We start from the raw sequence: 14,227 nt of genomic DNA, 5'->3' as shown, positions 1-14,227 counted from the left end.
TGGGAGGAATTCTTCATGCGGAACACCATGAATCGGCTTGTTCGATACAAGGCGTTTCAAAAACTTACAATTTCATATTTCCTGCTCGTTCTACTAACCGTCAGCCTGCTGTCCGGCGTCCTCTTCCTTCTCTTCTCCAAAAGCGCCGTCAAGGAGATCGACCGCAATTCCAAAGCCATGTTATCCCAAATCACTTACGCCTCGGAGGTCGTCTATAACCAAGTCATGACAATCGGTAATGCGCTGCTCATCCAGCCGGAAATCACCTCATTCCTGAATGACACGTTGGAGGACAAGACGAACAATTATCGGATATTCCAACAAATGAACCAGATTATAAGTGTGTACCCTTATATTTACAGCGCCGGGATCTACCGGCCTTCTACGGGAACAGCCGTCGATACTGCCGGGCTTCCATTCGACTCCTCGCTCATCACCCTTAGCGCGGAGCGGTACATGGAATTCTATCCACGTAGCTTGACCGTTGCCGACCGCAACAACGATGCGCCGCTTCAGCTCCTGACCTTTCTGCTTTACCCGGATTTTTCATTTAAGACCTCCGACAACCCGCTTATCTATATCAATGTGGAAGAAAAGTCGATTCTGACGACGATCCGCAAAATCAGCAAAGCGGATTCCGCCAACAACGTTTTTGTCATCAACAAAGAGGGCAAAGTGCTCTCCCATACCGATTCAAGTTTATTTCTGAAAGATTGGTCCGAGGAACAGTATGTGCAGCAAATTCTAAATCAGGACAAGGAAGAGAACAGCTTCACAACAAATATTCTAAATAAAAAGCATCTGGTCACTTATGTGAAGTCGGAGAAAATGGACTGGTATTTTGTAAGCGTTTCCCCTTACTCCGGACTCATCTCCAACATTGACCGTCTCCGCAACGTTACGCTGCTTGTGACAGCCGGAATTGTACTGACAGGTCTGCTGATCTCTATTTTTCTGACCAAGAGCATTTATAGACCGTTATCGACGCTGTTTGAAAGGATCATGCCGGACACGGATTCTCCAGTCTCCGATTCGCCGTTCATAGATGAATATAAGATGATGACCGAGGTTTTCCATTCGTTGGAGGAACGTGAAAAATCGATGCAATTCGTGATCAACCGCTCTTCCCGAACGATTCGTGAGCATTACTTACTTTCGTTACTCTGGGGTCATCCGCTGGAACATTCTGTTCCGAGCGAATTAATTCGGGATATCGACAAGAAAGTATCGGGGCCTTATTTTTGCGTGCTTGTATTCAAAATCAATGCGCTGGAACCGACAAGAGGGAGGATGGAGACGGAACAGCAGCCGCTGCTGCTCTTCGCTCTAGGCAATATTGCAAAAGAGATGCTGGAGCCTATCGGAGCATGTGATTACCTGTTTATGGGGGGAAATGAAGCCGTCGCAATCCTTCAGTGTACGAACAACCAACATCCTGAGGAGCTCGAGGCTGCCTTGGGCAATATTCAGAGTTTTCTGAACCGTTACTTCAAGGTGACGGTATCCATTGGCATAGGGGATATAAGTTACGGCAGGAAAAATATTTCTTACTCCTATACTTCGGCGCAGCAGTATGTTAAATACCGGCTAATCTACGGGAAGGAATCGATCCTGGATGCCGTAACAACACGGCCCCATATGATGACGGCCTTAAGTTATCCCAGCGCCTTCGAGAAGAAGCTAATCGATGCTGTGCAGTCCGGGAAGCCGGAAGCAATCCGGGATGCAATCGGACAATTCGTGGAACAGATCTCTAACGGTTCAATCAATCAGGTCATTACATACAGCACCCAGCTCATGCTATCCTTACTTAAACACTTTGACTATTTGCAGCATGTGCCGGATTCCAATTTCAACGAGTATCTGGATGCAGTGACCGAAATTGAATCCGCCGAACATCTGACGGAAATCAAGGAAACTTTCAATCGCTATTGTTTTAATATCTGTACATTAATCGAAGAGAAGAATCTCTGGATGAATGCCCAGAAGCACAATGATATCATTGAAAAAGTGCAGAATTACATCCAAGAACATTATGCCGAGCCAAACTTATCTCTGGAGCTGGTGTCCAACATTGCCGGCCTGTCGCCAAGCTATTTGGGTAAGCTCTTCAAAAAAGCAACCCGTCAATCGTTCAGCGAATACCTGAATCACACCAGGCTGGAGAAAGCAAAGGATTTGCTTGCTTCCACCCATGAGACTGCAGCCAAAATCAGTGAATCGGTCGGAATGTACAATATCACTTACTTCTCCACTCTATTCAAGAAAAAATACGGCCTGACTCCTTCCGTCTTCCGTGAGCAGGAGGCGATAAGAGGCAATGAAAGGGCTGGAGAATAAACAAATTTGAGCTTTCGGTTTGCGAAAAAACGGGTGTTGCGGCTAAATTTCCAGCTCCAGCTATGACAGTGACCTCAATGAGTAGAGTGCTCTTCTCAAGGTACACTGCAACAATAATTCATTTTTACCTATAGATGATTCTACACAAAAAAGCATCGACTACACGCCATACCAGCATCGCTGGACGAGTTACTCTTGTTGGAGCTAAGCCTCTTCTGGGATTGTCCGTCTGGCTTCTGGCAGGGGGTAATTACCTTATCCAGTTAAATTAAATAGATACACCATTATCCTAACAAGCAAAGGACCTAGCACTATAAACCCGAATATCAGAGCAATAACTTTCAGAGTTCCTGATATTCCTTTTGACGAGTTCAAGGTGTCTAGTTTATTATTGATTTCTTTTAGCTCTTTCAATATGTATTGTTAACTGGAAGATATCCAAACCAAATAATATAGTTGATTATTTATTACTTCAATATCCGCAAACGCCTTTAATTCTATGCTACCATGCGTTTTTGTCTTTATTAACTCGAAAAGAAGAGAATAAGCCAATTTGGGATCTGTGGTTTTATAGCCGTTACAACTTTGGAGGATAGCAGGATAAATCTCACTAGATATATATTCCTGAGCTTCGAACATTGACTGGAAAGCCTTTTTTTCTTCATACCAGATTACAGGTACAGATTTATTTCTTATGTAGATTTTATTCCCTTCTGCGCTTTTCGATACATATTCGCTGTATACGTCTCTTATATTTTTTTCATCATTGTCCATAATAATTCTCCTCTATTTATATTCGATAAAGAAAGAAAAGGACGTAAAATCCGCCCTCTTCTTTGATATTTATTAATCTACCTTACAAGAAATGCTGAAACTTCCCATTGGTTTATGAGCTGCTGTACCAACTGCACCTAAATTGATTGTAACAACGTCTCCAGAATTCAAGCTGGCTGCTTGTCCTCCCATGTAATTATACTTTGAAATACTTCCATGGAACAGGTAATCGACAGATTGTACGTGAGGCGCATAGACACTACTACCAAATAATGTTCTAAAATAACCCAAATCTGTATTAGTTACAGAGCCACCAGTACCCGAGACTGTGACAATTGGGCCAAAAAAGCTTCTACCCATAGGAGTAAATTCAAAACCCCACTGCATAGTGTTTGACACTGCGCTATATTGTGTCATAGCTCTTGAATATCCTGACGAACCTGGTCTCCAACCATTGCTATTACAGCTAGGAATGCTAGACACACTTGCATTCGCCTCGAATTCTTCTTTAGTTGTTATAGTAACAGCTGGTAATTCATCAAGATCAATACCAACATTCTCTTCATATGATTGATGTGTCAACTCATCGGCTTGAACGGTGGCAATGCCCCAAAGATTAAATAACAACGCTACGGTCAATAAGAATGATGTTTTCCTCTTAAAAAATAATTTCAAATAAATCCCTCCATATAGTTTTTTTGTATGTAATGTATTTATATGTAATTATAATATAATACAAAATTATGTAATTTTCAATTATAATTTGGAATATTTTGTTTTATATTACTGGTTTTTATAATTTATTGTCGATTTATCGTAAAATCGTTGTTTTATTTAGATTCATAAATGTATAATGGTGTTTTCCCTTTATCTCACTAATCGTAAATAGGTATACATTTGAGCAATAAGATCTTTTATCTCTTTCCTTTGGCGCAGAACAAAGTTGCGGTATAGTTCTTCTTTTAAGAGACCCTCACCGACCATCCCAGAAGGTATCTCAATTTCACTAGCAATATCAGCAATTTCATTTCCCATGACTTATGTTTATTCCTTGTATTTACAGCACAATTAACCACTACATTAATCCTATCAAGAGCATCGCGATTCATATAACCCCCACTCTTTTTCTAATGAATACATTTTTATAATTATAAGCTATCGATAAAAATATTTGGAATAATCAAGCCGTTTACCGTTAAATTTCGGGCAGGTATAAAGTAAGACTGGCCCTTAACAAAACTGATCGATTACCTTTTCAGCTAAGGTTCTGATGTACCATTCCATAAAGTGTACCTTTTTGACACACATTGAACGCTATAGAGTTAAGAACATAACGATGGATTATTATGATATTATCGAATCGAGAACACTAATCGTACGCATTACTGATTAATTTAGCGTTAAACCCAACAGTGTCAAGAATTTGAAGCATTGTTCCTCGTTAGACAAGTATCTTGCTGGTAAGCGATAAGCCCTTAGTTTATATGCACTATTCTATATCCCTTTTTCAAATCGTAAATCGAATCGTAAGAGCCAATGCAAAAATGCTTAATAAACCCAGTAACATCAAGGGTTTACAGTCTTTTTCAAGTTGACTAATTGACTACAGATCAAATAAGAAAACGTTGATATATAAGGGTTTTTAGAATTCAAAACTCGTATCGTATAAATAACATAAATCTGTGAGTGGAAGACTAAATATTTAGATTTCGCCTCATTATAAAAAATGCTATTAATTTTTCCCTAAACGTAACGTACCGAACGCTTACACCTAGAACTGTCACAAAATGAAAAGAGCACCTATCCTCCATAAAAGAATAAACACTCCATGCACTAAGGCCGTATTGTAGGAAATCAAAAATGGCTCCCTACAACCTTATCAGTAGTTTCTAACACAAGCACATAACAAAAGAGGCTCTTAACATAAGTAACAATAGGTGTACATACTATTACTAACTCTACTATTCATCTTATTGTTCCTGGACTTCACTGGGTCACTGAATCATGGTGCTTAGTGCACTTACGATTATCACATGTGTTATTGGATTAATCCGATATAAAGTAACTAAACTAAGATAACGTCTATACTTTAAGCCATTTTCTTGTCTTCATTTCAATGTCTCAGGCTCGGCAACTTTGAGCTTTCCAACATCATATAACTTAGCAATGAACTTCTCATTTCTGTTTAGTTTATAATTCGGAATAACCTCTTTCTTTATGGTATCCAACTCTGCTACTACTGCATAATCCTTGTAAGTTCCCACCACAATGTACTTTGGATTTCCTTCTACTATCATAAATTTTGTCTGTGCGTTTGCATTGGTTTTCCCAAGCAATGAGAAATTAGGAATTGTTGCTGCGATGAGTAATAAATACAAAGCTAATCTAAAGTTTTTGTAGCCCAACCGCTGTCTTATCGAATACAACAAGCCCTTCAAAGAATTACTGTTTCTTTCCTCCTCCATTTTAACAGCAGCTTCGAGCTTGTTTCTATATCCCTTTGTTTTTCTGTGTGTTAATAGAGGCATGCCAAAATTTATAAGTGATATCACTGCTAGAAAAAGCAAAAACATAAAGAATGATTGTTCGTTCAAACCAATTAACATCATAAAAAAGAAATACGATATTCCTAGCCCAGTTATATTGTCGATTATTGATGAAACTGCACTATTAAGCGATTTAAGTTGATTGAGATAAATAGAAATTAAGTCAATAAATGCAAAAAGAAAAATACCAATGACAAGAGTTAATCCGATTACCCTTATAATCATCGTTGGATTCAATTCGATGTAATCCACTGGCATTAAGAAGTACCCTTTATATCCCTTTTCATAATAATATGCTATTGCGTACCCGACTGCAGTTAATCCCCCTATTAAGATACCTTCACTCATGAACGAGATCTTACGTTTATTCTCCTGTTTCTCTTTGACTTCCTCAGACACTTTCATATTCTCCCCTGTCATCTATACTAAGACGCACTTCCATATATTACCATAAACTCTAGAAGGCTGTCTAAGGCTTAAATTATCAGAATGTATTATTCCAGCCCATAATTGTTCTCTTATAGGTATCTGTTTAACCGTACGCGAATTGCAGACAGTTCTACACATCCAACAACAAAAAAGAATCAGCACCTATAAGTGCTGATCCTCTTCAATGTTACAATATATTCAGTTTACTTACCGTTTAATCTACTTATCAGGGCATATAACTTTTAGAGTTCCTGATATTCCTTTTGACGAGTTCAAGGTGTCTAGTTTATTATTGATTTCTTTTAGCTCTCTCAATATTTCTCTATTTAGATCTTCAGACACATCAAAGTCCTCCTTATACACATGAATCAAAAAACACAAGATGTTTTTTTCAACTAATCGTTAACATATATAAAGTTAGTCATGTATAGTTACTCGGTACATTTTACCATAATCATCATTAGATCTATTAAAAATAAAAAACCAAAGGCCCCTCTAAAAATTAGGGTACACCTTTGGTTTTCTGCAATAATCCGAATTCCCTCTAAACTTCATAGAATAATGGCTTCGCAAATCTTACTTCTACTATAATAATCCCGTATTAATATACCCCCCTGCGCAGGGTAAACGTCCATCCGGCAATAATAAAGGCATCCCCTTCCATCAAAGGGTATTCTTTATAAGGCACCATGGATTCTCCCTTCAACATTGTACCGTTTCTGGAACCCAGATCCTTCAGGACGTATCCACCGCTTTCGCGCGAAAGCTCGACATGTGCCCGCGAAGTCCCCACACCTTCAGCTACGAATTGGGCGACGTCGGGAGAGCGGCCGATGATGAAATGGGGCTGATGCAGTTCAATTCGCTTCGGGACGGCTGCATTCGGTTCGTTAAGCTCAAGATAGTCCCTGGCCGAATGTTGCCCGGGCGGACGAACGGCGGTCTCTGGACTTAACAGCACGGTAGCTCCCCCACCACCAGAGGACGAAAGCACCTCCGTCCGTTGGGACAGCTGGGCATAATAATCCCCTTCTTCCCTATAAGAATCTCCTGCCCCGGCGTTAGGAGAACGCGAAAAAGCCTGGTCCCGAAAAGACTGTACGGAAGATCCCGCTGAAGGCTGATCCCGCTCAAGGTTAAATGGAGATTTAGGAACCTGCCATCTCCAATGCTCATTCCCCTCACCAAGCTCTGCTTCTGCCGCTTTCCCTGAGTCCGCTGCCTGTCTTCCCGTAAGAAGACCTGATAAGGGATCTGCCTCAAAACGCGGGACGGACTTCCACTTGGCATGCTCTTGCGGACTCAGCTCTGTGGATTCAAACACGGGCAATGAACCGGACCAATCCTCCGCTCTCCGTGAGAGCAGCCGGAGTTTGCCCGTGTAGCCGAGCCAAGCGATCACGGCAAGCAGAATCGTAATCCCTACCGATAGCCCCAACATCAGCGGACCCGGTTGATTCATGTACAACATTCTCCAAGCTCCCGCTGCGGCGAGCAAACATCCTAGCAAAATATAAGTCCGAACCGGCGAAGACCTGCCATGCTCCGCTTCATCAAGACTTGGATCATCTGTGCCAGATGACCACGCAGGAAGACCTGATGGGGTGCGACCGGCGTGAGAATTACCTTCTTCGTTTCGGCCGCTTTTCCCAAACATCTCGTTGGTACGTTCCGTCAGGCTTCGAATTAAACTCTGTTTATCCGTGTTGCCGTCATTCTCCGTCTGCAATGCCGCACTCCGGCTGTGAGCCGGCTCTGCAAATGAGAAGGCAGGCCTGGAGACGCTGCTGTTTGAGGGATTATCGGTATAGGGCAATCTTTCATTCACATGTGCAGGCACTGCCATCTTCGCTTGCGTTCCTGATTGATCGCTTTCACCATCTTCTCCTGCAAGCAGTTCAATGACAAGCCGCTTAAGTCCCGGCAAACTGAAGCTCTGTTCACTGCAGAAGGTCATCAATGCTTGTATCCCTCCTCCTTTCAGCTCCGAGACCGATAAGAGAAGCCTTGTCATAAGTTCCTTAAGCGTTACAGGGAGACGGTTACTGCTTGTCTCGTTAACGGCAAGGGGAACATAGGTTAAATATAATGTGCCAAGATGCAGGGAGCCTTCAACAAACAGAAAATCCTCATGAAGTATGTAATTCTCGGGTTGAAGCATATACAGCCTGCTGTCCTCCAATGCGGTAGCGATCTGCAGCAGCAGCCCATAGTACTCGGTCAACGTCATGCGCTCGCTCTTCAATGCCTGAGACAGCATCTTTTTGCCGGTGATATCATATTCCAAGGTTACTTTGTAATCGACTTCTTTCATATGCAGCTTCAAAAAGTGCGGGATTCTCGAAGAACGGATCATGCCCAGCTGCACATGATTCAGTTCTGCTGACTGGATCCCTTCATCCCGGTCCAGCACCATGATCGTTCCGCCGTTCTGCATAAAATCCGCCTTTAATCCGAACATAAGCGCCGCCTCCTACATGTGCAGTACTAGATACGTGCTGATCATGCCAGGAAGGACAGCCATCATAAAGGGAAATCGCAAGTGCTCCTCCTGGCTGTTGCGCCACGGCAACCAGCTCTTCATGACAAAAACTCCGGCGATACTGCCAACGACATGGCGAACTCTCTTCATCGTCTCCCGCCGCCAGAGCAGAATGAGCAAACCGATGGCACCGGCAAAAAGGACAGAATACATAATGCCCTGCAAGGTAAACCACAAGCCGGTCCAGGCGCCGATCCCACCGAACAGCTTAACGTCCCCCGCTCCTACAGCCCCTATAAAATACATGATCAACAAGATGAGAAACCCTGCTCCAAGACCCTTCAAAGAAAAGAGCAGGCCTTCCCATCCGTCCAGAGCGCCATGAAAGATCGGACCGGACAGCATAGCCGATACGGTTAGAGCATTCGGTATCTTCATGGAACGAAGGTCTGTAATAAAGGCCGCAATCAGATAAACGGCACAAATACCAAAGGCAACGGCCACACCCATCAACCTCCCCTGCGCGACTATTCAAAGGAATAGCCTGAATAGAACTTTAACTATTGACGCACAACGAATTGCTTTTATTGGAAAGACTTTTCTTGGATATTACTTTAGAACCCTATATTTCATAACCTTGCTCTTGAACCTCTCATGAGCCCGACCGCGCTACCACCGTAAACGGCACCTCGATCCGCTGCCCGTCGGCCGTCTCAACCACGAACAGCCAAGTCCCCGGCGTTGTATTAAATCCCACGTTCCATTCCCAATCGATATAGCCGTTATCATCCGCGGTCTTCCAACCCAAATATTTAGCCGTGCTCTGGCCGCTCTTATAATAGACTGATAATTGAGCGCTGGCCCCTGGCTCTACTTTCACCTTTACCTTAGCCTGCTTGCTTGCGACGGCCGGATTCGGCTTCTCCAACAGCTCAATGGCTCCGTTCTCTGAGCCGTCCCCGTTCCCCGAATCGCCCCCGCCTTCTCCGGTATCTCCAATCCACAGCCTCTCCTTGGCCTTCGCTTGCAGCACGATGCGTTTGTTCAAGAAAGGAACCCGGATTGGAAGGGCATAATTCACCTCAATGCCAAAATAAGGACTCGTGCCGCTCTTCAAATTGGGTATGTGAACATTCGACACATGGATTCGGTCATAATCCAGAAGGCGGTCAGGCATGAACGGCTTCATCATCGGCTTAACCACGGGGTCGAGTACGGCTTCCACGGTTTGGTTCTTAAGCTGCTGCAGAGGCTCCTCACCTGAAGCGACGGCTTCCGTGATCCACTCCTTAGCAGGAGAAGGAAGCGAGTCGCTATAATTCGATACCCAATCAGACAGCGACAATTTGGGTATTTCCCAATGGGACGTGCTGGGCGTGCCTTCGATTGTTCCCATACCCCCTGCATTCGCCTGCACGGCTAGAGAAACAGGATACATATGGGCCGCTACGGTTTTGACGGTATCGGAAACGGTGCTTTGGAGCGCCGTCGATATCAACGTCATCTGCACGATATATATGAGAAAAATGACAAAAAACATAAACATCGGCAGCACAAGCGCAGCTTCCACGACCATGCTTCCTTGCTCCGCCGACGCTTTGCTCTTACGCAAAGGCTTTCGTAATACCGATAAACATTTCATTCAAGTAACCCCTAATCCTAATAGGAAAAATCCGCCTTGCGCTTGACCAAGTACCGACTTCCTTGAACTTCATCCCCGTCGCTTCCGAATGCAACGCCGATCGACTTCGTCACTCCCGGAAGAAACCATAAACGCATGGCCGTCCTAACTTCCCCTGAAGCGTAAGTAAATCGCTCCGCAGGATTGATGCCGGTGTTTAATCGTATCAGCGCCAGCATGCGTGATAACTTCTTCTCGTTATTGCTGTGAATAAACAAAAATATTCGTAAATGATCCCTGTAGGTAAGCTCAACGGGTACATACTTGGAAAGCTGAACGCTTCCCTTCTGACACAGCTGGATCATATCCTCGATAGCCTTCTCGATCCCATACAGGATGGCTGCCGCCAAAACCGCCAACGGATTTCCTAATTTGCTGTTGACGACGAATCCTTCCATCGTCCGAATCGCGAGCCTGGAAGCGAATATTTCTGCATAAGCCGCCGAAATATTCCCGGCGGGGTTGTGGAATCCGTACAGAATATATTCCACTTCCTGATTCCCGATAGCGAACTCCTGCACTATCTCCTCTCCCGTGCTGGACCCGTCAACGATTCCGGATAAGTTCCCGACATCGAAATGCTGATAATAATGAACGGCGTACTCATTCTGAAACAGTTCATCCCTAACACCGCCAAGCACGTTCCCCATAAATCCAAACATACCGTCCATATTATCCATTGCTTGTTTGCCGGCATCATACGGATCGTCGTCCAGCGGCTTTCCCTTACTCATGCTGTCTGCTTCCGCATTAAATTGAAGGCTTTCGTCATAGTACTGCTGGAGTTCACGAAACTCATCCATAATGGCTTGATTCTGCCCATTCAGCCCGTTGATCGCCTCGATGGCTTTGGATGCCTGCTTCAGCTTCTGATTGGCCAGCTTCTCCATCGCCTTCCGTTCCTTATCCGATGTGCGAAACTGCTCCAATGCCGCCTGCTGCCGATCCATGATATTTCCGCTGCCTGATACCCCATAATTAGAAATGTAATTCTGCAATTCGCGGCTAGCTCCGATCACGGCTCCCTTCATCCCCTCCCCGCCCAATGAAGACTGCAGCGCGGCCACAGCTCGGACAACCTGTTGATAACGACGCTCCTGGTTTTCAATTTCTTGCCGAAAGCCGTTTAAGAAGACATCGCCATGAATTAACTTGTCCGCTTGCTTCCGAATGGATTGGATCATCTCCGCTTCCGACCCGGAGGAATCGGCTGACCCCGGCGTTATGTCATTCGTCACTTGGTCATACCCCGCATTAGATGAACGGTTCTCGGATTCCTTGATGACCTGCTTCATCTCCTCGTTCAAACTCCTGGCTTCCTCCCATAATTGCTGCGCGTCCGTTAGGAGCTTGCCATTCTCGCGCTGAAGCCGTTCGGCCTCTCTCGATATCTGCGAGCCGATGGAAGACATTCCGCTCCGGTAAGCCATGAGCAGAAGCGTATACTGTTTCTCTTTTGGGGGCCTGTCCGCGTCCTCCTGTTGTTTATCTTTATAATCCTCATACTGCGATGCCCCGTCGGCAGCGGTTTGGATGCTGTCCCCGAGCGAAGTATCGTTGATCGGTTGTCCAGGCGGATCCATGACCAGCTTCGATAGCCGGATCGCATGCTCTCCTGCCTTGCGCTGCTTTGCCAGCATCTCATCCAGCGCCGCTTCCCGCTTGTCATACAGCCTGCGCAGCTTCTTAAGCACATCGACCGTATTGGAAGCTTCCTTCATGGACTGCGATAAAGGTTTGAACTTGCCCACTAATTCCAAAGTGAAATCGATCGGCGCTTTATACTTCATGTCCTCGATGATCTGCCGGTTGAAGATGTCATAAGTGCCCAATGGACGCTGCAATTCAAGCCCCGAGCTATCGAGTTCCATCGCCATTAACCGGAACGCATCGCTGCGGTCTCCCGGGTTCAAGCTGTCATTCAGCACGTTGCCCATAATGAGATCCCCGCTGGTGCCCCCATGGGCATACAGTCCGTATTCCTTCTGCAGCTGCGGATCGTAGGATGACATCACGGAGCGTACGGCTGCTCTTGTCAGCCTCTCGCTGTGCACCTTCATGGCCGCGATACGCGAGAAATCAATGAATATGGCTACAAACATAAATACGGCTGCCAGGGCGATAATCAAAAAAACAGATACAGATCCATCGGACGATCGGCCCACCTCTCTCCTTCTCCGACTAGACCGCGCTTTCCCATGCTTCGTCATGACTATCGCGAACCTCCGAACTTTTGTAGAACTTCCCCTGCGGCTGCCTTATCCGTTCCGTTTCTCCCGCCTTGAAACTTCGATCCGTAATATCGCATCAAATCCACCGTGCGGATAAATTCAACGGGATCAACCACAATCGATTGTGAGTTGACCTCGATCTGGCCGCCATCGTCCAGCATTCGGCTGATTGGCGTCAGAGAGACCTGCTCGTTTAACGACGTCGTTACTTTTCGTATGAGCAGCTGATTCGTATAACGAATCTCTCCAACCATGCTGGAAGGCACGGCCGTGCCGCCCTTGGACATCTTAAGCTCGGGCAATTTCCCTGCGCTCTCAGCCTCCCCTTGCGGCAGTGTAATCGACCTCGTACTGTCTCCCCCCGCCAAACCGAATAAGGTCCCGACAACGTTATCGTCGGTTAACCGCCAATATAACGCATCATGGCGTCCCTGTTCCACGGATCCCGAGGCAGCGATCTTATGGCTGTTGTCCCAGATATACGCGGTCCTTTCGGAAGCCGCGGCCGATGCCTGAACCAGCATGGACTGCTGATAGATATACAAGCATAGGAACAGAAGCAAAACCGTCACCATCAGCACGATGGGAAGAACCAGGGAGGCTTCAACCGTGAAGCTCCCCGTATCGTCCTTCCATCTTTTCTGGAGCCTATTATTCAAGGAACTCTTTGCTCTTGTTGTTCACGTTTTTAAACAAGTTGTTCACCAAGGCCGTAATCTGATCTTTAAATATAAGCGCGATAATCAAAATAACGACGAGGATCAGGATCATCTCAAGCGTTCCGATCCCTTCCTCATCCTTCCAAAAAGCTTTCATACCATTCTTCGCCATGTTTAACATCATATTTCGTACACCGGTCCCTTCTACATGTTCATCATCATAAATGCAGGCGCTCCGAGCAAAACAATCACGATCATGAAGATGACCACCATTGGCAGCACCAGCTTCGAGGAGGCCTGCTCGCCCCTTGTTCTTGCAATGGCCTTGCGCTTCTCCCACAGCACGCGGGACAAATCCCGCAGTGCCAGGACAAAGTCGTTCCCGCCGCGCCGAAAATTAAGCAGGACGGTTGTTGTAAATATCGATACTTCCTGAACGCCGCACCGTTTATTGAACTGCTCGAAGGCTTGCTGGAACGGATGGCCTCCCTCCCATTCAAGCACCATTCTCTTCAGCTCAGCATACAGGGGATGGCTCTCGTCCTTGTTCCGTTCCACGCAATGAATGATCGCCCGCTGCACCGTCTCGCCGGCGCCGACAAGCAGCACAATCTTGTTCAGAAGCTCCGGCAGCTCCATCACGATATCCTGCTCACGCAGCGTGACCTTTTTATGGAGATCCTTCACCAAAGCGACGGGCAGCAATGCCCCCAATCCGAATCCAGCCAGAAGTCCGATTACTTCCCCGGACAGCAACGACCACAAGCAGCCGCCGATCAAAATAAGCCATGTATACGCAAGGGCCTCGGCCATAAATAACAACGTCATTTCCGCGCTGTGCCGCAGACCATGGATCTTCTGAACAGAGCCCTGCATCCGGTAGAATACAATCGGGAAGCGCATCGGAACCTTCCCCCGCTCCAGCAGGAACAACACAGGCGGCGCTAACCGCTGCAGCCTGAGACCATCCATGGACAATCTGCCAAGACGATGGTATCGTTCGCCGCACGCTCGATTCAGCACCACCCAACCACCCACAAGCAGAACCGTCAGCGCGCCGGACATCCATGTCAGCATCCCCGCTT

The 14,227-nt window shown here is 45.8% G+C and carries 12 protein-coding genes; 1 reads left to right on the top strand and 11 read right to left on the bottom strand.

Features of this window, described 5'->3' with window-relative positions:
* Positions 1 to 15 precede the first annotated feature (15 nt).
* Positions 16 to 2,340, top strand: coding sequence for a helix-turn-helix domain-containing protein (locus RB298_RS25105; RefSeq protein ID WP_096776487.1), 2,325 nt, complete (start codon positions 16 to 18; stop codon positions 2,338 to 2,340).
* A gap of 423 nt (positions 2,341 to 2,763) precedes the next feature.
* Here the strand turns inward: RB298_RS25105 and RB298_RS25100 are convergent, their stop codons facing one another.
* From RB298_RS25100 to RB298_RS25050, 11 genes are all read right to left on the bottom strand, one after another.
* Entirely contained in the window at positions 2,764 to 3,114 is a 351-nt protein-coding gene (locus RB298_RS25100; protein ID WP_096776488.1) for a hypothetical protein, read from the bottom strand.
* 72 nt (positions 3,115 to 3,186) lie between these two features.
* Positions 3,187 to 3,789, bottom strand: a complete 603-nt coding sequence (locus tag RB298_RS25095) for a hypothetical protein (RefSeq protein ID WP_096776489.1) — start codon at positions 3,787 to 3,789, stop codon at positions 3,187 to 3,189.
* A gap of 192 nt (positions 3,790 to 3,981) precedes the next feature.
* Positions 3,982 to 4,149: a hypothetical protein gene (locus RB298_RS25090; RefSeq protein ID WP_176502526.1), complete on the bottom strand. Its 168-nt coding sequence runs from the start codon at positions 4,147 to 4,149 to the stop codon at positions 3,982 to 3,984.
* Between the two features lie 1,073 nt (positions 4,150 to 5,222).
* Positions 5,223 to 6,059, bottom strand: coding sequence for a hypothetical protein (locus RB298_RS25085; protein WP_141397996.1), 837 nt, complete (start codon positions 6,057 to 6,059; stop codon positions 5,223 to 5,225).
* A 631-nt stretch (positions 6,060 to 6,690) separates the two neighbouring features.
* Complete coding sequence (locus RB298_RS25080) at positions 6,691 to 8,550, bottom strand: DUF6382 domain-containing protein (protein WP_486049068.1); 1,860 nt, start codon at positions 8,548 to 8,550, stop codon at positions 6,691 to 6,693.
* Positions 8,551 to 8,562: 12 nt separating this feature from the next.
* The gene (locus RB298_RS25075; RefSeq protein ID WP_096776492.1) at positions 8,563 to 9,075 is read right to left on the bottom strand and encodes an A24 family peptidase; all 513 of its coding nucleotides are present in this window, start codon (positions 9,073 to 9,075) and stop codon (positions 8,563 to 8,565) included.
* 148 nt (positions 9,076 to 9,223) lie between these two features.
* The gene (locus RB298_RS25070) at positions 9,224 to 10,147 is read right to left on the bottom strand and encodes a TadE/TadG family type IV pilus assembly protein (RefSeq protein ID WP_486049139.1); all 924 of its coding nucleotides are present in this window, start codon (positions 10,145 to 10,147) and stop codon (positions 9,224 to 9,226) included.
* Positions 10,148 to 10,230: 83 nt separating this feature from the next.
* The gene (locus tag RB298_RS25065; protein ID WP_096776493.1) at positions 10,231 to 12,462 is read right to left on the bottom strand and encodes an SNF7 family protein; all 2,232 of its coding nucleotides are present in this window, start codon (positions 12,460 to 12,462) and stop codon (positions 10,231 to 10,233) included.
* A gap of 2 nt (positions 12,463 to 12,464) precedes the next feature.
* Positions 12,465 to 13,142, bottom strand: a complete 678-nt coding sequence (locus RB298_RS25060) for a TadE family protein (protein ID WP_096776494.1) — start codon at positions 13,140 to 13,142, stop codon at positions 12,465 to 12,467.
* Positions 13,135 to 13,326 carry a Flp1 family type IVb pilin gene (locus tag RB298_RS25055; protein ID WP_096776495.1) on the bottom strand — a complete coding sequence of 64 codons (192 nt, stop codon included), beginning with the start codon at positions 13,324 to 13,326 and terminating at the stop codon, positions 13,135 to 13,137. Before RB298_RS25055 ends, RB298_RS25060 begins: the two co-directional genes overlap by 8 nt.
* A 20-nt stretch (positions 13,327 to 13,346) precedes the next feature.
* Complete coding sequence (locus RB298_RS25050; RefSeq protein ID WP_096776496.1) at positions 13,347 to 14,219, bottom strand: type II secretion system F family protein; 873 nt, start codon at positions 14,217 to 14,219, stop codon at positions 13,347 to 13,349.
* Positions 14,220 to 14,227 lie beyond the last annotated feature (8 nt).

Source organism: Priestia sp. BR_2, assembly GCF_041954005.1.
Classification (GTDB): domain Bacteria; phylum Bacillota; class Bacilli; order Paenibacillales; family Paenibacillaceae; genus Paenibacillus_AQ; species Paenibacillus_AQ lautus_A.
This window is presented reverse-complemented; position numbering and strand designations above follow the sequence as displayed.

What these genes read in the sequence shown, in the direction of transcription:
- RB298_RS25105 (WP_096776487.1), top strand. Translation starts at nt 16, where the DNA reads ATGCGGAACACCATGAATCGGCTTGTTCGATACAAGGCGTTTCAAAAA.
- RB298_RS25100 (WP_096776488.1), bottom strand. Translation starts at nt 3,114, where the DNA reads ATGGACAATGATGAAAAAAATATAAGAGACGTATACAGCGAATATGTA.
- RB298_RS25090 (WP_176502526.1), bottom strand. Translation starts at nt 4,149, where the DNA reads ATGGGAAATGAAATTGCTGATATTGCTAGTGAAATTGAGATACCTTCT.
- RB298_RS25080 (WP_486049068.1), bottom strand. Translation starts at nt 8,550, where the DNA reads ATGTTCGGATTAAAGGCGGATTTTATGCAGAACGGCGGAACGATCATG.
- RB298_RS25070 (WP_486049139.1), bottom strand. Translation starts at nt 10,147, where the DNA reads ATGGTCGTGGAAGCTGCGCTTGTGCTGCCGATGTTTATGTTTTTTGTC.
- RB298_RS25065 (WP_096776493.1), bottom strand. Translation starts at nt 12,462, where the DNA reads ATGACGAAGCATGGGAAAGCGCGGTCTAGTCGGAGAAGGAGAGAGGTG.
- RB298_RS25055 (WP_096776495.1), bottom strand. Translation starts at nt 13,326, where the DNA reads ATGATGTTAAACATGGCGAAGAATGGTATGAAAGCTTTTTGGAAGGAT.
- RB298_RS25050 (WP_096776496.1), bottom strand. Translation starts at nt 14,219, where the DNA reads ATGCTGACATGGATGTCCGGCGCGCTGACGGTTCTGCTTGTGGGTGGT.